Source organism: Pararhodobacter zhoushanensis (assembly GCF_025949695.1).
In the GTDB taxonomy this organism is placed as follows: domain Bacteria; phylum Pseudomonadota; class Alphaproteobacteria; order Rhodobacterales; family Rhodobacteraceae; genus Pararhodobacter; species Pararhodobacter zhoushanensis_A.
Genome location: NZ_JAPDFL010000001.1, coordinates 3,632,872 through 3,651,854 on the forward strand (window position 1 = coordinate 3,632,872; position 18,983 = coordinate 3,651,854).

Below are 18,983 nucleotides of genomic sequence, written 5' to 3' on the forward strand. Positions count from 1 at the left end.
ATGGCCAGCAAGATGTCTGGCACCGCGCGCGGCCGTGGCCGCCTGTCGTCGTTTGATCTGATGCCGCCCGAGGCCGATGGCCTCATCGCCTGGGCGGCGCAGGAGCTCTCCGCGCGCGAGCGCACCCAGACCGACATCTACGCCGAGTTCGTGCTGCGCTGCGAAGACCTGATGAAGGAGCACCGGGGTGAGCTCGAGTTCGCCATCCCGGCCTTCGCGTCGTTCAACCGCTACTCGATGCGGCTGGCGCGGCTGACCCGGCGGCTCGATCAAACCCGCGCCATCGTCGCCACGCTCGCCGACAAGTTCGATCCGACCGACGCCGACAATCTCACCATCATGGCCGCCGAGACGGTCAAGTCGCTGGTGCTCACCATGCTGGCCGAGGCCGACGAGGACGGCATCGACGCCAAGAGCGTCATGCAGCTTGCCGCCGCCTTCAAACAGGCCGTGCAGGCGCAGTCGATCTCCACCGACCGCCGCCGCCGCGCCGAGGCGGACTTCGCCACCCGCGTGGACGACGCGGTCAAATCCGTCGCCAAGGCCAAGGGCATCACCGCCGAGACGGCGCAGGCGATCAAGGCGCAGATCCTCGGGGTGTCGGCATGAGCGCCCCGGTCAGCGCCGCCGACTGGGCGCGCCAGCGGCGCGAGGCGACCGAGGCCATGCCCAGCATCGTATCGGCCGTCGGCCTGCCCTCCGTCCTGCTGCCCTATCAGGCCCGTGCCATGTCGATGCTGGACTCGGTGCGCGACTGCTCGGCCCTCTTCATCGAGAAGTCGCGCCGCATCGGCCTCACCTGGGGGCTGGCGGCTTACGGCGTCTTGCGCGCCGCGCGCCAGCGCGTCGCGGGCGGCATGGACGTGATGTACATCTCCTATTCGCGCGAGATGACCCGCGAGTTCATCGACGCCTGCGCGATGTGGGCGCGCGCCTTCAACCTCGCCGCCGATGAGGCCGAGGAGTTCCTTTTCGATCAGGGCGACGAGGACGGCGACAAATCCATCCAGGCGTTCCGCATCCGCTTTGCCTCGGGCTTCGAGCTGCTGGCGCTCTCCTCGGCCCCCGGGGCCTGCGCGGCAAGCAGGGCGTGGTGATCATCGACGAGGCGGCTTTCGTCGACAACCTGGCCGAGCTGATCAAGGCGGCGATGGCGTTCCTGATGTGGGGCGGGCAGGTCGTGGTCTGCTCCACGCATGACGGCGTGGACAATCCGTTCAACGAGACGGTCCAGGACATTCTGGCGGGCCGCGCCCCCTACAAGCACATGCGCATCGATTTCGACGAGGCGCTGAGGGAAGGCCTCTATCAGCGCATTGCGCTGGTCAAGGGCGAGGACTGGACGCCCGAGGCCGAAGCCGAGTGGCGCGCCAAGATCGTGGCGTTTTATGGTGACGGCGCCGACGAGGAGCTGTTCTGCATCCCGTCCGCCTCCTCCGGTGCCTGGCTGCCCGGCCCGCTGATCGAGGCGCGCATGACGGTGGAGCGCCCGGTGCTGCGGCTGGATCTGCCTCCCGACTTCATGCAGCGGCCGAAGCTCGATCAGGCGGCCCTGCTCGCGCCGTTCATGGCCGAGCTGGAAGAGGCGCTCGGCGGGCTGGATCTGACCCCGCACTACGCCTTCGGCTTCGACTTCGCCCGCGTCGCCGATCTTTCCGTCGCCTCGCTGCTGGCGATCGAAGCCCGGTTAAAACGCCGCGAAGAGCTGGTGGTCGAGATGCGCAACGTCCCCGGCGCCGAGCAAAAGGCGGTGGTCGGCATGATCCTGGGCAAGGTGCGCGAGCGGCTCGTCGGCGCGGCCTTTGACGCCACCGGCATGGGCTGGACCGTGGCCGAGGACATGGGCCGGATCTTTGGCCTGCGCGAGAGCGAAGACAGCGCGGGCCTCGTCTGGGCGATCAAGTTCACCGAGGACTGGTACCGGCTGCAAATGCCGCCGCTGAAGGCCGCGTTCGAGGATGACGCCATCGCGCTGCACCGCGACGAATATCTGCTGAGCGATCTGCGCGCGGTGAAGCTGGTGCGCGGCATCCCCCGCGTGCCTGCCCTGCGCGAAGGCACCAAGGGCAAGATGCGCCACGGCGATTATGCCATCGCGCTGGCGCTCGCGCATTTTGCCAGCCGCATGCGCTGGTCGGAGGTGGGCTACCGCGCGGTGCCCGATCAGCGCCGCGAGGGCGGCGCGGGACAGATGTATGACCACGCCGATCACGCCGACGACGCGGACATCGCGGGGCGCGGCTGGTGGACCCCGCCGCTGGGGGCAGGCTTGCGAGGAGGGCTGATCTGATGGCGCGCACACCGCAACTCCTCGACCGCTGGGGCAATCCCATCCAGCGCAAGACCCTGACCACCGAGGTCGCCGGAGCGACCCTGGGCGGGGTACGCTCGCCAATGGCGGGCTATCCCGCCGATGGGCTGAACCCGCTGCGGCTGGCGCAGATCCTGCGCGAGGCAGATCGCGGCGATCCGCTGCGCTATCTGGAACTGGCCGAGACCATCGAAGAGCGCGACCTGCATTATCTGGGCGTGCTGTCCACGCGCAAACGCTCGGTGGCGCAGATCGAGATCAGTGTGGAAGCGGGCAGTGATGATCCGCTCGACCAGGACATCGCCGAGGTGGTGCGCGACTGGCTGGCGCGCGACGAGCTGTCGGACGAGCTCTTCGATATCCTCGATGCCATCGGCAAGGGCTACAGCTTCACCGAGATCCTGTGGGATACGTCCGAGGGGCAATGGATGCCGCGCCGTCTGGAATGGCGCGATCCGCGCTGGTTCCGCCCGGCGCAAAAGGATCTGACGACGCCGCTGCTGATCACCGAGAGCGGGGAGGAAGTCCCCCTGCCCGGTGGCAAATTCATCCACGCGGTGATCCGGGGCAAATCGGGGCTGCCGGTGCGGTCGGGTCTGGCCCGCGTCGCAAGCTGGGCGTGGATGTTCAAGGCCTTCACCCAGCGCGACTGGGCGATCTTTGCGCAGACCTATGGCCAGCCGCTGCGCCTGGGCAAATGGGCACCGGGGGCCTCGAAGGAAGACAAGGACACGCTGTTCCGGGCGGTGGCCAATATCGCAGGCGACTGCGCGGCGATCATCCCCGAGAGCATGTCGATCGAGTTTGTGGAGACCGGCACGGTCGGGGCCTCGGTCGATCTTTATGAGCGCCGCGCCGACTGGCTTGATCGGCAGATCTCCAAGGCGGTGCTGGGCCAGACCACGACCACCGACGCGGTATCCGGCGGGCATGCCGTCGCGCAGGAACACCGCCAGGTGCAAGAGGACATCGAGCGCGCCGATGCCCGCGCCCTGGCCGGGATCCTCAACCGCGACCTGGTGCGGCCGTGGGTGCAGCTCGAGTTCGGCCCGCGCGCGCATTATCCGCGCATCGTCATTGCCCGGCCCGAGCCCGAGGATCTCGACCGGCTGGCGCGCAGCCTCGGTGTGCTGATCCCGCTGGGGCTGAAGGTCGCGACCAGCGAGATCCGTGATCGCTTTGGGCTGAGTGACCCGGAGGCGGGGGAGGAGGTGCTGGGTGCGCCCGCGCCGCCGAAGGATGAGCAGAAGGACGCGACGACCAAAGGAAAGGAAGTGGCGAAGTCCGGGGGCGACGCAAACGAGGAAGACGAGGACGACGACGAGACCGGACAAAGCCCGTCCAAAAATCCGGCGCTGCAGGCGGCAGGCGATGCCGGTGCGCGTGGTGGGAATGATGCTGCGCCCGTGGACACGATCCTTGCCGATACCCTCGCCCGGTCAGCGCAACCGACAATCGCGCCGATGATCGAGACGCTGGGCGCGATGCTGGACACCGCAGGCTCGCTCGAGGAGCTGCGCGCCATGGTGCTGGCGGCCTGGCCGGATCTCGACACCTCCGCGCTTGCCAGCCGATTGGCAGAAGGCATGGTCGCCGCCGATCTGGCGGGCCGCGTTGCCGTCGCGGACGAGGCCGATGGCCCCGCCTGACGCCCCCCTGCGCACGCTCCTTCGCCGTCCCTACCCCGAGCAGATCGCGGCGTTCCGGTTGCGGCTCGGGACCCTGCTGCCGACGCAAGACTGGGAAGACCTGCAGGGCGCCGCGCATGACCGCGCGTTCACCGTCGCCGGGGCGATGAAGGCGGATCTGCTCGCCGACCTCGCTCTGGCGATGGACAAGGCCATCGCGCAGGGCACCGGGCTCGAGGCGTTCCGCCGCGACTTCCGCGCGCTGGTGGTGCGGCATGGCTGGCACGGATGGACCGGCGAGGGCACGCGCGGCGGTGAGGCCTGGCGCACCCGGGTGATCTACCAGACCAACATGCGCACCAGCTACGCCGCCGCACGCATGGCGCAGCTGCGCGAGGCCGGGTTCAGGTACTGGATCTATCGCCACGGCGGCTCGATGGAACCGCGCCAGCAGCATCTGGCGATCGACGGGCTGATCCTGCCCTCGGATCATCCATTCTGGGACATCTGGGCACCGCCGAACGGCTGGGGCTGCAGCTGCTGGATCACCGGCGCGCATACGATGAACGCGGCGCAGCGGCGAGGCGGCAAGCCAGACGTCACCCTCCCTGACAGCTGGGACCAGATCAACCCGAAGACCGGCGCGCCCGAGGGCGTCGATCGCGGCTGGGGCTATGCGCCGGGGGCCAGTGCCACCGACACCATCATCACGGCGGCGCAAAAGGCCGCGGGTTTGCCGGAACCCATCGCGGCGGATTTCGCGCGCTCGCTGGACAGGGTCGTTGATCGCGCCTGGCCGGTTTGGCTTGCCGACGCCCGCGCAGGTCGCACCAACCAGCCCGCCTTGCTCGGGGTCGTGCCGGATACATCACCCCACGCCGCCGCGATCCTCGCGCCGCCTGCTGCCGTGCGCGTCGACATACCCGCCATCACCGATCTGCCTGACCGGATGCGCCGCCCCATGGCCGTGCTGGTGGATCAAGAGAGCGGCGATCTGATCTATGTCCTCACCGATAGCGACGGGCTGCCGGTGCTGGAAGCCCGGGTCAGATCAGGCGACAGGGCTTCCGCGCTGCACAGCCTGCGCCCGTTCGATCTGGGCGCGCTGATCGCCCAACTGGCCAGCGGCGCGCTCGGCCTGATCCTTGGGACCCTGACATGATCACCATCGACATTGACGACGACGCCATCCTGAGCGCCCTCGACCGGGTGGCGCGGGCGGTGACCGATCTGCAGCCCGTTCTGCAGGACATCGGCGAGACCATGGTTGAGACCACGCGCGAGCGGTTTATGACCGGCGTTTCTCCTGACGGCGTGGCCTGGGCGCCAAAGTCCGAGGCCACGCTGGCACGGTACCGCAGGCTGCCGGGCAAGACCGACACGCGCCCACTCTGGGGGCCAAGTGGCGATCTGCACACGCTCTTCGCCGCGCAGGCGAGTGCCACCGAGGTCAGCTGGGGGACGAACGTGATCTATTCCGCCGTCATGCAATTCGGGGCGACCAAGGGGGAGTTTGGCGAGAACGCCGCCGGGTATCCGATCCCCTGGGGCGATATCCCCGCCCGACCCTTCCTCGGGGTGTCCGATGAGGACCGAAACAGCATCATTTCGGCGTTGAACGACTGGCTGATGCAGGCGTGGGGCTCGGAGTGAGGCGCGTTACCCTCTGAGAGCGCCGTTAAATACCTATTTAATACCCAAGTCGGGTTTTGAGCGCCTACCGGGCGTCTGAGGCAGGACGCCCGCTCAGCGGCCCGCACAGGCGCGGTTCGGTTTCGACCCGTTTCCCGCAAACCGTAGTGCCTATTTTGCTCCCGCCACCTGCGCGAATCTGTGGGCATGAACACGAGCCCCACCATCGCCCTCTTGCAGGCTGCCCCCCTGCCCGACGACACCGCCGTCGCCTGGGTGCACCTGCTGCCCGCTGGCACCATCACCACGCAAGACGGGCGCGGGCCGTACCGCGTCGAGGATCCGGCGCGGCTGATCGCCGACAGTCTGCAGGGCGAGCGCGGGGGAACGGCCAAACTCCCCATCGACGAGAACCACGCGATTGATCTCGCCGCCCCGCGCGGCGAGGCCTCGCCGTCACGCGGCTGGATTGTCGAGCTGCAAGCCCGCGCCGACGGCATCTGGGGCAAGGTTGACTGGACCGCCACCGGGCGGGCGCTGCTCTCGGACCGCGCCTATCTCGCCCTCTCCCCCGCCATTGCCCATGACGCCACCGGCCGCGTGCTGCGCATCCTGCGCGCCTCGCTCGTCAACCGTCCCAATCTGCGCGGGCTGACCGCGCTTCACCAGGAGGACCCTATGTCCCTGTCCCAACGCCTGGCCGCCCTGCTCGGCCTGCAGACTGATGCCACCGAGGATGTGCTGGTCGAGCGCGTCACCACCCTGCACCAGGCCGCGCCGCAAGCCACCGCCCTGCAAGCGCAGATGGCCGAGATCGGCACCGCTCTGGGGGTCGCGCAAGATGCCGAGCCCGCAGTCATCCTGAACGCCGTGCGCGCCAAAGCACCCAGCAGCGACACCGCCGTCGTCGCGCTGCAGACCGAGCTCGCCACCGTCACCACCCAGCTCAACGCCTTGCGCGACTCCGCCGCCCAGGAGCGCGCGACGGTGTTCGTCGACGGCGAGATCAAGCGTGGCCGGGTCGGCGTCAAACCCCTGCGCGAGCACTACATCGCCATGCACATGACGGATGCCGCCCGCGTCGAGAAAGAGCTGGGCGCCCTGCCCATTCTGGGCTCGGGCGGCACGCTGGCCACCACCCCCGCCCCCTCCGCCGACGGCAAGATCGCCCTGCAGGCCGAGCAGCGCGAGGCGGTGCGCCTCGGCGGCTTTGACCCCGAGGCCTATGCCGCCGTTCTCAAATCCGAGCAAGAGGAGGCCCGCTGATGGTGGCCCTGACGTCTGACCGCAACACGCAACAGGCTGCCGGTGATCTGCGCACCGGGAATGTGGCCGCCTCGCAGCTGATCTACGCGGGCGCGCTGGTGATGCGCAACGCAGCCGGCACGCTGGTCAAGGCCAGCACCGCCACTGGCCTGATCGGCGTCGGCCGCGCCGAGGAGCGCGTGGACAACGCCAGCGGCGACGCAGGCGACAAGCAGCTGCGCTACCGCCCCGGCATCTACCGCTTTGCCAACTCGGCCTCGGGCGATCTGATCACCGCCGCTGACATCGGTGCCGTCTGCTACGCGGTCGATGACCAGACCGTGGCGAAGACCCATGCCACCAACACCCGCAGCCCTGCCGGTGTCGTCGATGACGTCGACGACCTGGGGGTCTGGGTCCGCGTGGACGCCGCCCTCACCAAAGCCGCCCTTTCCTGAGAGGACTGAGCCCATGCTCGTCAATGCCGCCAATCTTGACGCCCTGCGCGTCGGCTACAAATCCACTTTCCAGGGCGCGCTGTCGCAAGCCCCGTCCCAGCACCTGCGCGTGTCCACCGTCGTCTCTGCCTCGACCAAGGAGCAGAAATACGGCTGGCTGGGCAAGATCCCCAATGTGCGCGAATGGCTCGGGCCGCGCGCCGTGCAGAACCTCGCCCAGCACGACTACTCGATCCGCGAGAAGCCCTGGGAGCTGACCATCGCCGTCGACAAGGACGACATCGAGACCGACAATCTCGGCATCTATGCCCCGCTCTTTGCCGAGATGGGCCTCTCGGCGGGCTCGAAGTGGGACCAGCTGGTGTTCGCGCTCCTGAAGGACGGCTTCACCACCGAGTGCTACGACGGCCAGCCGTTCTTTGACACCGATCATCCGGTGCTGGCCGAGGACGGCCAGACCATGCTCACCGTGTCGAACACCGGCGGCGGCTCGGGCACGCCGTGGTTTCTGCTCGATACCAACCGCGCGCTGAAGCCGATCATCCTGCAAAAGCGGCGCGACTTCACCTTCACCTCGATCACCGACTTGAGCAGCCCCAACGTCTTCATGAACCGCGAGTTCGTCTATGGCACGGATGCCCGCGCCAATGTCGGCTTCGGGTTCTGGCAGTTTGCCTATGGCTCGAAGCAAACGCTCAACGCCGCCGCCTATGCCGCCGCCCGCGCATCGCTCTCCAGCCTGAAGGGCGATCACGGCCGCCCGCTGGGGCTGATGCCGAACCTGCTGGTCGTGCCGCCCGCGCTGGAAAGTGCCGCGCGCAAGATCCTAAACAGCGAGTTCGCCGCCGGGGGCGAGACCAACGAGTGGAAAGGCACCGCCGAGCTGCTCGTCGTGCCCTGGCTGGCGTGAGGGAGACCCCCATGGATGATCTGACCCGCATCAAGGGGATCGGCACGGGCAGCGCGAAGGCGCTGGCCGGGGCCGGTATCGCCAGCTTTGCCGCTCTGGCCGGTGTTGACCCCGCCGCCCCGCCCGAGGTTGCAGGTCTGCGCAGCCCGGACTGGGCGGCATGGATTGCGCAGGCAGCAACGCTGGCGGCAACCGGGGCGGACCAAGGGGGCACAGATCCCCACACCGCCCCGGCCACCATGCCACCGGCTTCAACGCCTGAGCCGACCCCGGCCACTGGCACCCTCCTCGTCACCGGCCCGAAGCGCGGCCGCTGGCGCGCGGGCTGGCACTTTGGCCCGGAGCCGGTGCGCTTGGCCCTGGCCGATCCCACCGACGAGGAACGCGCCGCCATCGAGGCCGACCCCACGCTCACTGTCGAGTTCGAGGCCGAGCCTGAAGCCTGATCACCTCCCGCTTCACCCGTCTTTTCATCGCCGTTTCAACCCCCGTTTCAATGCCGCTTGAAGGCCCCGTTCATGACCTACGCCACACTGCTCACGCTCACCGATCGCTTTGGCGCGGAGACGCTGGAACGCCTGACGGATCGCGCCGATCCGCCTTCGGGCGCGATCGACGAGGGCGTCGTGGACCGCGCGCTCGCCGATACGGACGGGGTGATCGATGGCTATCTGCGGGCGCGGTACGTCACGCCCTTGGTCGAGGTGCCGCCGCAGATCGTGGACATCGCACTATCCATCGCCTTCTACCGCCTGCACCGCTGGGAACCCGATCCCAAGATCCGCCGCGACTATGACGACGCCCTGCGCAGCCTGCGCGAGATCGCCAGCGGCACGATCCGCCTGACCGCGTTGACGGTGGAGCCGACCGCCACCGGCGAGACCGGCGCGCGGCTGACCGACCGCGAGCGGCCCTTCACGGCGCAGAACCTCAAGGGCTTCATCTGATGCTGGAGGCCACCCTCCAGCGCCTTGCAGCGCGCGTACCCGGTCTGGTCGGCCGGTTGCGCGGGGCGGCCGAATTCTCCGCCCTCGTCGCGTCCAACGACATCCGCCAGGTGCAAGCGGGCGCCTATGTGCTGGCCATGTCGCTGGCCGGTGGTCAGGCGCGCGCCGCCACCGGGGCCTTTGTGCAGGAGGTTGAGGAAGGCCTGAGCGTCATCCTCACCCAGCGCGCCGAAGATCCGCTCGGCGGCACGGGACGCGACTGGATCATCACCCAGCGCGACGCGGTGATTGCGGCGCTCGCTGGCTGGGTCCCCACCGGCGCGCCGGGTCCGATGCGGCTCAAGCGCGGCCAGATGCTCAACGTGGCGCGCGGGCTGCTGGTCTACCAGCTCGACCTCGCCGTCGCCTCCCAACTCAGGATCGATCCGCGATGACCAGGCGCAAAACCCCACCCGCGAAGCAAGAACAGCCCCGCCAGGGCGGCAGCTACGTTCGTGAGAAAGGCGGCGCGCTGGTGCCAGAGCTGGTGCCGGTAAGCGAGCACGGGGCGGCACCTGCTGACGCACCCCGCCCCGAACACCGCCGCCAACCCGTACAAGTCTCTAAGGAATAAACCATGATCTACTTCAATGAGAAGATCTTTCTGCTGGCGCTGGAAAGCACCTATGGCACGGCGCCTGCCCTGGCCGCCTCGGACGCGATCCTCGCCACCGAGATCCGCATCATGCCGATGGAAGGCCAGGATCTGTCGCGCAATCTGGAACGCCCGCATCTGGGGGCTCAGGCGACGATCCCCGTCGATCTGCACGCCAAGATGAGCTTCAAGGTCGAGCTGGTGGGCTCCGGCACCGCTGGCACGCCGCCCGTGGTCGGTAAGCTGCTGCGCGCGCTGGGATGTGCCCAGACCATCGTGGTCGATACCTCGGTCACCTACAACCCGGTGAGCCGCAGCCACGAGAGCGTCGCCGCGCATCTGTGGATCGGCGACACGCGCTTTGCGCTGATCGGCGCGCGCGGTACCGGCACGATCCGCGTCAACGCCAGCGGCATTCCGGTCCTCGAGGTCGAATTGACCGGGCTCTGGACCGCGCCGTCCGAGGCCGTCCGCGTTGAGCCCGATCTCGACGATCAGCTCGAGGCCGACGTCATGGCCGCCACGACGGCCAACACGCCCGTCTTCACCGTGAACGCCGTCAGCTTGGTGATGCGCAGCTTCGCCCTCACTCTCGGCAACCAGGTCGAGCCGCGCTTCCTGATCGGCGCCGAGCGCGTGCTGATCACCGGACGGCAAGAAACGCTCGAGACCACCGTCGAGGCTCTGCCCCTGACCACGCTCAACCCCTTCGCGCTGGCCAAGGCCCGCACGCAGGTGCCGGTTGCGCTGACCCATGGGACCGTTGCCGGGAACATCGTGTCCCTGGCGGTACCGCGCGCCCAGATGCAGCGCCTGCAAGGCATCGACGAGCAGCAGGGCATCGCCGAGTGGCCCCTGCGCCTCGTGCCCCAGCCCGATGCCGGCAACGACCAGTGGACGCTGTCCTTCACCTGACCCCAGTTACAGGAGCCCCTATGCTCAAGATCGCCCGCAACCCCGAGTTCACCCATGACGTCACCGTCCGCGTGCCGGTCGATGGCGGCTTTGCCGACCAGAAGTTCAAGGCGCGGTTTCGTGTGATCCCGTGGGCCGAGCTCAACGTCTTCGAGCGCGATGCCGACGAACAGACCCGTATGGTCTGGGTCGGCTGGGACGGCATCGTCGATGACGCGGACGTGCCGATCCCCTTCTCGGACAGCATGCGCGACACGCTGATCAGCCTGCCCTTCGTGCGCATGGCGGTGCTGAACGCCTATGTCGACGCGGTCGCGGGCGCCAAGCGGGGAAACTGACGCAGGCCGGGCGGCACTGGGCGCGCGGGGATCTGGCCCAAGACCCCCGCGATGAGGCCACCGAGGACGCAAGGCGCTGGGGCCTGCGCCGCGTGCCCGGCCGAAGACCCCCCCGATGACGGTCTCTGGCCCGAGCACGTCGACGCCTTCGCTGCCTTCCTCGCCGTCGCCGGTCAATGGCGCTGCACGGCGCTTCCCAACGGCGCCTTGATCTGGATGGGCCTCGATTACACCGCCGCGCAGGCCGGGCTGACGCTCGCTGGCCTCGCGCCCTGCGCAGAAACATGGAACGACCTCCGGCAGATCGAAGCCGGGGCCATCGAGGAGCTGAACCTTGTCCGGTGAGAATCTGCACCTGAGCATGCTCTTGACCGCGCAGGCCGATCAGGCCCGGCGCGAGCTGGCGGCTACCGCTCAGGCCGCACGCGAGCTCGCCAAGGCAGGCCCGGAGGTGACGGGCGCGATGGCACCGGCGAAGACGGCACTTGAGGGCACCGCCAGAAGCGCCGAAGCCCTGCGCACCGTCGCCCCCGCTGTCGCGACCGCCTTTGCGCCCCTCAGCACCACCCTCACCGGCACCGCCACCGCCGCCAACACCCTGCAGGGCGCCGTCGCCGGTCTGAACCGCCAGACCAGCGCGCAAAGTGCCGAGCTGGCCGCAACGGCGACGGAAACTGCCGCCTACCGCGCCGAGCTCGACCGGGTGCGCGCCCAGTTCAATCCGCTCTTCGCGGCATCCCGCGCCTATGAGCAGCAGCTGCGCGACATCGCCGACGCCGAGCGTCTGGGGGCGCTGGGGGCGCAAGAAGCCGCCGCCGCGCGCGACCGCGCCAGCGCCAGCCTCGCGCCGATGACCGGGACCATGACCGGGCTTGGCCGCGCGACCTCGGTCAACGTCATGCACACCGCCAACCTGGCCGCGCAGTTCAACGATATCAGTGTCATGGCGCTGGCCATGCAAAACCCGCTGCAACTCGCCATGCAGCAAGGCACCCAGATCAACCAGGTGTTCACCCAGATGGGCGGGCACCGGGCCGCGATCCGCGGCCTCGGTCCCGCGCTGATGTCGATCGTCAGCCCGGCCTCGCTGGCAACCATCGGCATGATCGCCCTCGGCACCATGGGCGTGCAGGCGCTCCTGTCGATGCGCGACGGTGCCGCGTCTGTTGACGACGCACTGGCCGATCTCGACGAGCGCATCACCGCCCTGCGCGAGACCGCGCGCCTCGCAACACCCGGCGGGCTCGAAGAGGCCGAGGCGCGCTATGGCCGCATCACAGCTGAGGTCGAGCGCCTGATCGAGGCCCGCGAGCGGCTCGCGCTGATCGACGCCCGCGCCGCCCTCGATGCCGCCAGCGCCACCATTGGCCAGACCGCAGGCGGGCGCTGGTATGACTTCACGCTTACGGATGAAGCCAGCGGCGTGCTGGCCCTGCGCCGCAACCTCGATCTCGGGCGCCGCGATGCCGAGATCCTGCGCGCCGAGATCACCCGGCTGGGTACCCTGCACGAGCCTGCCGAACTCGCCGAGCAATACGGCCAGCTCGCCCGGATGGTCGAGGCGGTGATCACCGGGCTTGGTGCCACCGATGAGCGCCGCCAGTTCCTCGCCGATCTGCTCGCCGCCGAGGACCGCGCGCGCCAGATCGTCGCGCTGCTCGAGAGCCGGGGCCAGCAAGACACCCGGCGCGGCGCGCAGATGCTCGCCGACCTTGAGGCTGAGGCCGCGATCCGTCAGGCTATCACCCGCTACGGTGAGGACAGCCGCCTCGTCGCCGAACTCCGCGTTGCGGCCGAGCGCCGCGCCTTTGGCGAGACCCTGCGCACGCTCGATATCAGCGACGCGCTCAAAGACCAGCTGCGGCAGGCCTGGGAGGCCGCCAACGGGCTGGCCGGCACCGACATGGCCTCGGGCGTGGCGCGTGCCCGCGCCGAGGCGCAGGCGATGGCCGACGAGATCATGCGCGCGCTGAATGCGGCGCAAAGCCTCTCGGCCCAAGGGGCGGCTGCGCTGGAAGACGCGCGGATCCGGTCACGCTACACCGACCCGGTCAATCAGGCCTATCAGCTCGCCGCTGCAAGCATGCGCCGCGCCCAGGGCGTGCGCCGCGATGGCGCCGAGGGCGTGGAACTCGCCGCGCTCGATGCCGAGGTCAACGCCGCCGGGCGCGCCGCCGCCGAAGTCGCCCGCCTCAATCAGGAGCGCACCGCCCTTAACCGTTCCCGCCGCGATGGTGCCCGCGCCAGTGCTCAGGAACGCGAGGCCGTGCTCGAGCTGATCTCCGGGCTGCAGACCGAGATTGACCTCTTGCGCGAGACCGATCCCGTCCAGCAGGAGATGATCCGCCAGCGCGAGGTGCTTGCCGCCGCAACGCAGGCCGAGCGCGACCAGATCGAGGAGCTCATCGCCACCCGTCAGCGCGAGACAGAAGCGCAGGAGGCCAGCACGCGGGCGATGGAAGGCGTGCGCGATCTCGGCCGTGAGACCCTGCGGGGCATCATCGACGATCTGCGCAGCGGCGCCTCGGCAGGCGAGATCCTGACCAACGTGCTCGACCGCGTGCTCGACAAGATCATCGAGATCGGCACCGAGCAGCTCTCGGATGGTTTGTTCGGGGCCAGCGGCTCCTCCTCGGGCGGGTTGCTCGGGCAGCTCTTTGGCAGCCTCTTTGGCGTCAAGTTCAACGCCAAGGGGGCCGTCGTCGGTGCCCCCACCCTCTTTGCCTATGGCGATCAGCCCGGCCAACTCGGCGTGATGGGCGAGGCAGGCCCCGAGGCGATCATGCCGCTGTCGCACGCCATGGGCGCAGGCGTTGGCGCGTTGATCGACGGTCGTGAGACAACCCTGCCGCTCACCCGGCTGGCCTCGGGCAAGCTCGGCGTCGCCATGCCCTCGGGCTTTGCGCCGCAGCCCTTCGCGCAAGGCGGCAGCTTTGGCCACATCCCTGCACCGCCGACCCGGGCAGCGGCGAATGCCCAGGCGGCAACGCCCGCCGTGGTCCAGCTGCAGCCGGTGCTGGTCAACAACACCGGCACGCCGATGCAGGTTGAGACTGAAGAGACCACCGACGCGCGCGGCCAGCGCCAGCAGAAATACATCCTCTCCGAGGCGGTCAGCGCAGGCCTGGCAACGCCGGGCGGGCGCGGCGGGCAAACCCTGCGCAGCGTCTACGGCCTCAGCCGCATGAGCCGGAGGCGGCAGGCATGATACGGATCTGGCCCGACACCCTTCCGCACCCCGAGCGCGACAGCTGGCAGGTCCAGCCGCAGGACGCGCGCCGCAAGCGCCAGTCCGACGCAGGCCCGCCCGCCTACCGGCGCCGGTTCTCTTCCGTGGCCAGGATGGTGCAGCTTTCCGTCCTGCTCTCGCGCGACGAGAAGGCCGTCTTCGATGGGTTCTTCCACGACGACTGCAACGAAGGCGCGCTGCTCTTCCAGATGCCCGACCCGACGACGGACGGCTGGCCGGTGCTCTCAACCGGGGGCGACGCGCTACTGGCCGACGCGGTCACGCCCTTGCTGCTCAGCGCGACGTGGCTCTGCGCCTGGGGCGATACCCTGCCCACGGAGACCCTTGTCGGCCTTGAGTTCCGCAAATCCTTCAGCGTCGTGGTGATGCCATGAGACGCCTCTCGCTCAACGCCCGTCTGGCCTTCGACGCCCCCGCCTCGGCCGAGATCGAGGTGGCCCTGTTCCTGATCGAGCATCCCGATCTGGACGCGCCGATCCGGCTCTCCACCGACAACACCGAACGGCTGTCCGTGGACCCGCTCACCTACGGCACCCGCTCCACATGGCGCGGGGCCAACCCGGTGACAGACCCCTATCTTTGGATCGTCGCCTCGGCCGTCCTGCCCGGTGATGACGACGAGGCCCCCGCCAGCGCGCGCCTTGTCATCGAGAACCTCGACGCCGGTCTCACTGCCCTGCTGCGCTCGTTCACCGAGCCGCCGACGATCAGCATCGCCGTCGTGCTCGCCGACAGTCCCGACACCATCGAGGCCGAATGGACCGGGCTGCAGCTCGCCTCGGCCGACATCACCGCCGCCGAGATCACCCTCACACTCAGCCGCGACGAGATCGAGCTCGAACCCTTCCCACCCGGCCGCATGACCCGGCTGAATTTTCCGGGGCTGCATCCATGAGGTGTGCACCATCCATGAGCTGGTCTGATCGTTTCCTCGGCATCCCCTTCGCCGACCTCGGCCGCACCCGCGCGGGCTGCGACTGCTGGGGGCTGGCGTGCGTGATTTATCGGCACGAGCTGCGCATCACCCTGCCCGACTATCTCGGCGGCTATGCCTCGGCCGACGAGCACCGCGAGATCGCGGCGCTGATCGCTGGCGAGACCGCCGCGCCGCTCTGGCAGCCGGTCACCGGTCCCGCCGCCCCCTTCGATATCGCCGTCTTCCGGCGCGGCCGCTTTGCAACCCATGTCGGCGTCGTCATCCGCCCCGGCCTCATGATCCACATGGCCGGTGAGGATCAATCAAAGGTCGAGCGCTACGCCGAGGGGCCGTGGCACAGCCGGTTTGCCGGGCATTTCCGGCACGCTTCAAGGGCTGTTGAACGGCCCGTTCAACTGATCAGCGAGGCCCCCCGATGAGCGGCCTTCGCATCCTCACAGCCCCCGCGCTCGATCCCGGAGCGGCCCGCCTCGAGATCACCCTCCCCGAGGGCCTCACCGTCGCCGAGATCGTCGCGGCCGCCCTGCCCGCCGCATCACAGGCGGATCTCGCCCATGCCCGCGTCGCCCTCGTCACGCCGACGGGATCTGCCATCGTGCCGCGCGCGCTCTGGCACCGCGTGCGCCCGAAGCCCGGCGTGCGCATCGTCATCCGCCTGATCCCCGGCAAGGATGCCCTGCGCACCATCTTGTCGATCGTCGTCTCCATCGCGGCCCTCGCTCTGGGCACGATGTTCGGTCCGGCAGTGGGGACGTTCCTTGGCATTGGCAAAATCGCCGGGACGGCGCTTGTCACCATAGGAGCCAACCTGCTGGGCAACCTGCTGATCAACGCGCTGATCCCGCCGGTCAAACCCGACGAGGAACGCCCAAGCTTCAGCATCTCAGGCTGGCGCAACCGCCTCGATCCCAACGGCGCAGTCCCCGTTCTGCTGGGCCAGATCCGCTACACCCCGCCCTTCGCCGCGCAAAGCTGGACCGAGATCTCGGGCGATCTGCAGTACATCCACGCGCTCTTCAACTTCGGCGAGGGGCCGATCGAGCTCAGCGACTTCCGCATCGGTGACACCTCGATCTCCGAGTTCGACGAGATCGACATCGAAGTCCGCCAGGGGCATGCGGGCGATGATCCGTGCAGCCTCTACCCCCTGCAGATCCTCGAGGAGCAGATTGGCGTCGAGCTCACCCGTCCCTTGCCGCGCAACGATGCCGGTGAGGTCACCGGCGGCGCGCCGATCGAGACCCCCGTCGTGCGCACCACCGGCAGCGATGCGTCCGGCGCCTCGGTGATTTTTGCCTTCCCGTCCGGCCTCGCTTGGTTCGACGACGATGGCGACAAGCATCACATGGCGATCTATGTGCGCGTCGAGCAGCGCCTGGTCACCGCAGAAGAATGGACCGAAACGACCGTGCTCACCCTCGTCGGCAGAAAGGCCGAAGGCTTCTATCGTCAACACACCTGGACATTTCCCGAACGCGGCCGGTGGCAAATCCGTCTGACCATGCTGAGTGCCGAGACCGAGGACACCAAGGTCCTGCAGCGGCTGGTCTGGGCGGGCCTGCAGACGATCCGGCCGGAATATCCGCTGAACTACCACCGGCCCCTGGCGCTGGTGGCGGTCCGTGCCAAGGCGACCTATCAGCTCTCGGGCGCGCTGGACACATTCAGCGCCATGGGGCGGCGGATCTGTCTCGATTGGGACCATGAGAGCGAGACCTGGCTCACCCGTGCCACCTCGAACCCGGCCTCGCTCTATCGCTACGTGCTGCAATGCCCGGCCAACCCCAAGCCCGCCCCGGATGCCGAGATCGACCTCGCCCAGCTCGCGGACTGGCACGACTTCTGCCGCCTCAAGGGCCTGCACTACAACCGCGTCCAGGACCGCGCGGGCACCACCCTGCGCGAGGCGCTCACCGAGATCGCCGTGGCAGGCCGCGCCTCGCCGCGCCATGACGGCCTGCGCTGGGGCGTGGTCATCGACCGCCCCGCCGATCTGATCGTCGATCACGTCTCGCCGCGCAACAGCTGGAACGTCTCGGTGAGCCGCGCCTATACCGAGAAGCCGCACGCCTGGATTGCCCGGTTTCAAGATCAGGGCAATGACTACGCCACCGCCGAGCGGGTGATCCGCCGCCCCGGCTATGCGGGCGATATCACGCTGACCGAACCGCTGGAGATGCCCGGCCTGACCGACGCCGCCATCGTCTACCGCGAAGGCATCCGCCGCTTCCATGAAGCCGCCCTGCGCCCCGATCTGATCGAGGTCACCCAGGACGGCGCGGTGCGCGTCGCCACACGGGGTGACGCCGTGGTGATCAGCCATGACGTGCTCTCAAACACGCAAGGCTCCGCGCGGGTTCGCGCCGTGGTCGGCACGGCCGTGCATCTCGACGAAGCGGTCACCATGGCCGAGGGTGTGAGCTACGCCCTGCGCTTCCGGGTGTTCGAGGGCGACGCCGACACGGTCGGCACCTCGGTCATCCGCGCGGTTGCGACCCTTCCTGGTGAGAGCGACCTCGTCACGCTCACCGGCAACGGGCCGATGCCGCTGGCGGGTGACCTCGTGCTCTTCGGCGAGGCGGGCAGCGAGAGCTTCAAGGTGATCGTGAGCCGGGTCGAGACCACCGAGGATCAATGCTCGATCCTGCGCGCCGTCGCCGCCGCGCCCGAGATCGACACCCTCACCGATGCCGCCGAGATCCCGGACTGGTCGAGCCGCGTCGGTGCCGAGATCGATGCGAGCCTGCTGGCGCCGCCAGCGCCGCGCTTCACAAGCGTGTCGAGCACCGTGGTCTGGAACCCGGGCGAAGGGCGGGAGCCTGTCGGGTTTTGGGAGCCGGGCGAGATCAATTATTTCCTCAAGCCCGGCGCAGGCCTTGTCTACACGGCCAGCTATCGGATCGGGCATCGCCTCGGGACGGTAAGTGACTGGACCGAGTTCGACCTGCCCGCCGCCAGCAGCGGAGGGAGCATAGCCCCCTATCCCCACGGCTACACCGCCCAGATCCGGGCGCAGGCGATCTCGTTTGCGGGCGTCGCCGGGCCTTGGTCGCCCCCCATCACGCTTGTGATCGGCGCGGGGGCTGCGGCCATTCCGGCCGCCCTCGATCCCGAGTCGATCAACATCACCCCGCTTCTGGGCGGTGCCCTGATCCAGCTCGCAACCGGCGGCGACGGCGCAACGACCAGGCTCCAGATCTACCGCTCGACCTCCGATGTGCTTGATCGCGCCACCGACGCCGTGGGCACCCCCCACCCCGTCAGCCCGCTGACCAGCTACTCCTTCGCCCTGGGCGACACGACCCGCAGCAACCTGGTGACCAATGGCGGGTTCGCGACGGAGGCCGCCTGGGTGCCCGGCGCGGGCTGGGCCATCGCGGCGGGCGTTGCGACCCATACCGGTGGTGCTTCAGGTGCCATCACCCAAGGCATCACCACCGAAACCGGCAAATGGTACCGCGCCGCCGTCACCGTGAAGGACCGCACCGCAGGCACCCTGACCCCGCAGCTGACCGGTGGATCGACGATCTCCGGCACCGTCGCCACCACAAACGCCGAACACCTCGATCGCCTTCAGGCGGTCAGCGGCAACGACACCGTCGGCTTCCTCGCCTCCGCGACCTTCGACGGCGCAATCGATGATGCCGTCCTCTACCTCGAGACCGCCGCCTGCCTCTCCCAAGGCATCCATTACGTCTGGGTCGAGCCCCAAAACGCCGACGGATCCCCCGGCCCGGCAGTCGGGCCGTTCCCCGTCACCATCATCTGAGGACCGCAC

General features: G+C 68.9%; 20 protein-coding genes. All 20 read left to right on the forward strand.

Annotated features, from left to right (window positions below; genetic code table 11):
- Window positions 1-609, forward strand: a complete 609-nt coding sequence (locus OKW52_RS18065) for a DUF3486 family protein (RefSeq protein WP_264506933.1) — start codon at window positions 1-3, stop codon at window positions 607-609.
- Entirely contained in the window at window positions 606-1,097 is a 492-nt protein-coding gene (locus OKW52_RS18070; RefSeq protein ID WP_264506934.1) for a hypothetical protein, read from the forward strand. Before OKW52_RS18065 ends, OKW52_RS18070 begins: the two co-directional genes overlap by 4 nt.
- Complete coding sequence (locus OKW52_RS18075; protein WP_264506935.1) at window positions 1,094-2,290, forward strand: hypothetical protein; 1,197 nt, start codon at window positions 1,094-1,096, stop codon at window positions 2,288-2,290. Before OKW52_RS18070 ends, OKW52_RS18075 begins: the two co-directional genes overlap by 4 nt.
- On the forward strand, window positions 2,290-3,960 hold the full coding sequence (locus OKW52_RS18080) for a DUF935 domain-containing protein (RefSeq protein WP_264506936.1): 1,671 nt from the start codon (window positions 2,290-2,292) through the stop codon (window positions 3,958-3,960). Before OKW52_RS18075 ends, OKW52_RS18080 begins: the two co-directional genes overlap by 1 nt.
- On the forward strand, window positions 3,947-5,101 hold the full coding sequence (locus OKW52_RS18085) for a phage head morphogenesis protein (RefSeq protein WP_264506937.1): 1,155 nt from the start codon (window positions 3,947-3,949) through the stop codon (window positions 5,099-5,101). Before OKW52_RS18080 ends, OKW52_RS18085 begins: the two co-directional genes overlap by 14 nt.
- Window positions 5,098-5,592: a phage virion morphogenesis protein gene (locus tag OKW52_RS18090; protein ID WP_264506938.1), complete on the forward strand. Its 495-nt coding sequence runs from the start codon at window positions 5,098-5,100 to the stop codon at window positions 5,590-5,592. The genes OKW52_RS18085 and OKW52_RS18090 overlap by 4 nt, the downstream gene beginning before the upstream one ends.
- Window positions 5,593-5,778: 186 nt before the next feature.
- On the forward strand, window positions 5,779-6,837 hold the full coding sequence (locus OKW52_RS18095; RefSeq protein ID WP_264506939.1) for a phage protease: 1,059 nt from the start codon (window positions 5,779-5,781) through the stop codon (window positions 6,835-6,837).
- Window positions 6,837-7,274 (forward strand): hypothetical protein, encoded by a 438-nt coding sequence (locus OKW52_RS18100; protein ID WP_264506940.1) that lies wholly within the window; start codon window positions 6,837-6,839, stop codon window positions 7,272-7,274. Before OKW52_RS18095 ends, OKW52_RS18100 begins: the two co-directional genes overlap by 1 nt.
- 13 nt (window positions 7,275-7,287) lie before the next feature.
- Entirely contained in the window at window positions 7,288-8,184 is an 897-nt protein-coding gene (locus tag OKW52_RS18105; RefSeq protein ID WP_264506941.1) for a Mu-like prophage major head subunit gpT family protein, read from the forward strand.
- An 11-nt stretch (window positions 8,185-8,195) separates the two neighbouring features.
- Window positions 8,196-8,630 carry a helix-hairpin-helix domain-containing protein gene (locus OKW52_RS18110; RefSeq protein ID WP_264506942.1) on the forward strand — a complete coding sequence of 145 codons (435 nt, stop codon included), beginning with the start codon at window positions 8,196-8,198 and terminating at the stop codon, window positions 8,628-8,630.
- 72 nt (window positions 8,631-8,702) lie between these two features.
- On the forward strand, window positions 8,703-9,131 hold the full coding sequence (locus OKW52_RS18115) for a gp436 family protein (RefSeq protein ID WP_264506943.1): 429 nt from the start codon (window positions 8,703-8,705) through the stop codon (window positions 9,129-9,131).
- Window positions 9,131-9,565 carry a phage tail terminator protein gene (locus OKW52_RS18120; RefSeq protein WP_264506944.1) on the forward strand — a complete coding sequence of 145 codons (435 nt, stop codon included), beginning with the start codon at window positions 9,131-9,133 and terminating at the stop codon, window positions 9,563-9,565. Before OKW52_RS18115 ends, OKW52_RS18120 begins: the two co-directional genes overlap by 1 nt.
- Window positions 9,566-9,747: 182 nt before the next feature.
- Window positions 9,748-10,680, forward strand: a complete 933-nt coding sequence (locus OKW52_RS18125) for a phage tail tube protein (protein ID WP_264506945.1) — start codon at window positions 9,748-9,750, stop codon at window positions 10,678-10,680.
- A gap of 20 nt (window positions 10,681-10,700) precedes the next feature.
- The gene (locus tag OKW52_RS18130; protein WP_264506946.1) at window positions 10,701-11,018 is read left to right on the forward strand and encodes a phage tail assembly chaperone; all 318 of its coding nucleotides are present in this window, start codon (window positions 10,701-10,703) and stop codon (window positions 11,016-11,018) included.
- A gap of 51 nt (window positions 11,019-11,069) precedes the next feature.
- On the forward strand, window positions 11,070-11,363 hold the full coding sequence (locus tag OKW52_RS18135) for a DUF1799 domain-containing protein (protein ID WP_264506947.1): 294 nt from the start codon (window positions 11,070-11,072) through the stop codon (window positions 11,361-11,363).
- Window positions 11,353-14,226, forward strand: a complete 2,874-nt coding sequence (locus OKW52_RS18140; protein WP_264506948.1) for a phage tail length tape measure family protein — start codon at window positions 11,353-11,355, stop codon at window positions 14,224-14,226. Before OKW52_RS18135 ends, OKW52_RS18140 begins: the two co-directional genes overlap by 11 nt.
- Window positions 14,223-14,642, forward strand: a complete 420-nt coding sequence (locus OKW52_RS18145) for a hypothetical protein (RefSeq protein WP_264506949.1) — start codon at window positions 14,223-14,225, stop codon at window positions 14,640-14,642. The genes OKW52_RS18140 and OKW52_RS18145 overlap by 4 nt, the downstream gene beginning before the upstream one ends.
- Window positions 14,639-15,163, forward strand: a complete 525-nt coding sequence (locus OKW52_RS18150) for a hypothetical protein (RefSeq protein ID WP_264506950.1) — start codon at window positions 14,639-14,641, stop codon at window positions 15,161-15,163. Before OKW52_RS18145 ends, OKW52_RS18150 begins: the two co-directional genes overlap by 4 nt.
- Before the next feature lie 14 nt (window positions 15,164-15,177).
- Window positions 15,178-15,624 carry a C40 family peptidase gene (locus OKW52_RS18155; protein WP_264506951.1) on the forward strand — a complete coding sequence of 149 codons (447 nt, stop codon included), beginning with the start codon at window positions 15,178-15,180 and terminating at the stop codon, window positions 15,622-15,624.
- Window positions 15,621-18,974, forward strand: coding sequence for a TipJ family phage tail tip protein (gene gpJ, locus OKW52_RS18160; protein WP_264506952.1), 3,354 nt, complete (start codon window positions 15,621-15,623; stop codon window positions 18,972-18,974). The genes OKW52_RS18155 and gpJ overlap by 4 nt, the downstream gene beginning before the upstream one ends.
- Window positions 18,975-18,983: the final 9 nt, after the last annotated feature.

Bases quoted from the DNA above. Each gene is read 5' to 3' on its own strand.
- OKW52_RS18065 (WP_264506933.1), top strand. From the start codon at position 1: ATGGCCAGCAAGATGTCTGGCACCGCGCGCGGCCGTGGCCGCCTGTCG.
- OKW52_RS18070 (WP_264506934.1), top strand. From the start codon at position 606: ATGAGCGCCCCGGTCAGCGCCGCCGACTGGGCGCGCCAGCGGCGCGAG.
- OKW52_RS18080 (WP_264506936.1), top strand. From the start codon at position 2,290: ATGGCGCGCACACCGCAACTCCTCGACCGCTGGGGCAATCCCATCCAG.
- OKW52_RS18085 (WP_264506937.1), top strand. From the start codon at position 3,947: ATGGCCCCGCCTGACGCCCCCCTGCGCACGCTCCTTCGCCGTCCCTAC.
- OKW52_RS18090 (WP_264506938.1), top strand. From the start codon at position 5,098: ATGATCACCATCGACATTGACGACGACGCCATCCTGAGCGCCCTCGAC.
- OKW52_RS18095 (WP_264506939.1), top strand. From the start codon at position 5,779: ATGAACACGAGCCCCACCATCGCCCTCTTGCAGGCTGCCCCCCTGCCC.
- OKW52_RS18100 (WP_264506940.1), top strand. From the start codon at position 6,837: ATGGTGGCCCTGACGTCTGACCGCAACACGCAACAGGCTGCCGGTGAT.
- OKW52_RS18105 (WP_264506941.1), top strand. From the start codon at position 7,288: ATGCTCGTCAATGCCGCCAATCTTGACGCCCTGCGCGTCGGCTACAAA.
- OKW52_RS18110 (WP_264506942.1), top strand. From the start codon at position 8,196: ATGGATGATCTGACCCGCATCAAGGGGATCGGCACGGGCAGCGCGAAG.
- OKW52_RS18115 (WP_264506943.1), top strand. From the start codon at position 8,703: ATGACCTACGCCACACTGCTCACGCTCACCGATCGCTTTGGCGCGGAG.
- OKW52_RS18120 (WP_264506944.1), top strand. From the start codon at position 9,131: ATGCTGGAGGCCACCCTCCAGCGCCTTGCAGCGCGCGTACCCGGTCTG.
- OKW52_RS18125 (WP_264506945.1), top strand. From the start codon at position 9,748: ATGATCTACTTCAATGAGAAGATCTTTCTGCTGGCGCTGGAAAGCACC.
- OKW52_RS18130 (WP_264506946.1), top strand. From the start codon at position 10,701: ATGCTCAAGATCGCCCGCAACCCCGAGTTCACCCATGACGTCACCGTC.
- OKW52_RS18135 (WP_264506947.1), top strand. From the start codon at position 11,070: ATGAGGCCACCGAGGACGCAAGGCGCTGGGGCCTGCGCCGCGTGCCCG.
- OKW52_RS18145 (WP_264506949.1), top strand. From the start codon at position 14,223: ATGATACGGATCTGGCCCGACACCCTTCCGCACCCCGAGCGCGACAGC.
- OKW52_RS18150 (WP_264506950.1), top strand. From the start codon at position 14,639: ATGAGACGCCTCTCGCTCAACGCCCGTCTGGCCTTCGACGCCCCCGCC.
- OKW52_RS18155 (WP_264506951.1), top strand. From the start codon at position 15,178: ATGAGCTGGTCTGATCGTTTCCTCGGCATCCCCTTCGCCGACCTCGGC.
- gpJ (WP_264506952.1), top strand. From the start codon at position 15,621: ATGAGCGGCCTTCGCATCCTCACAGCCCCCGCGCTCGATCCCGGAGCG.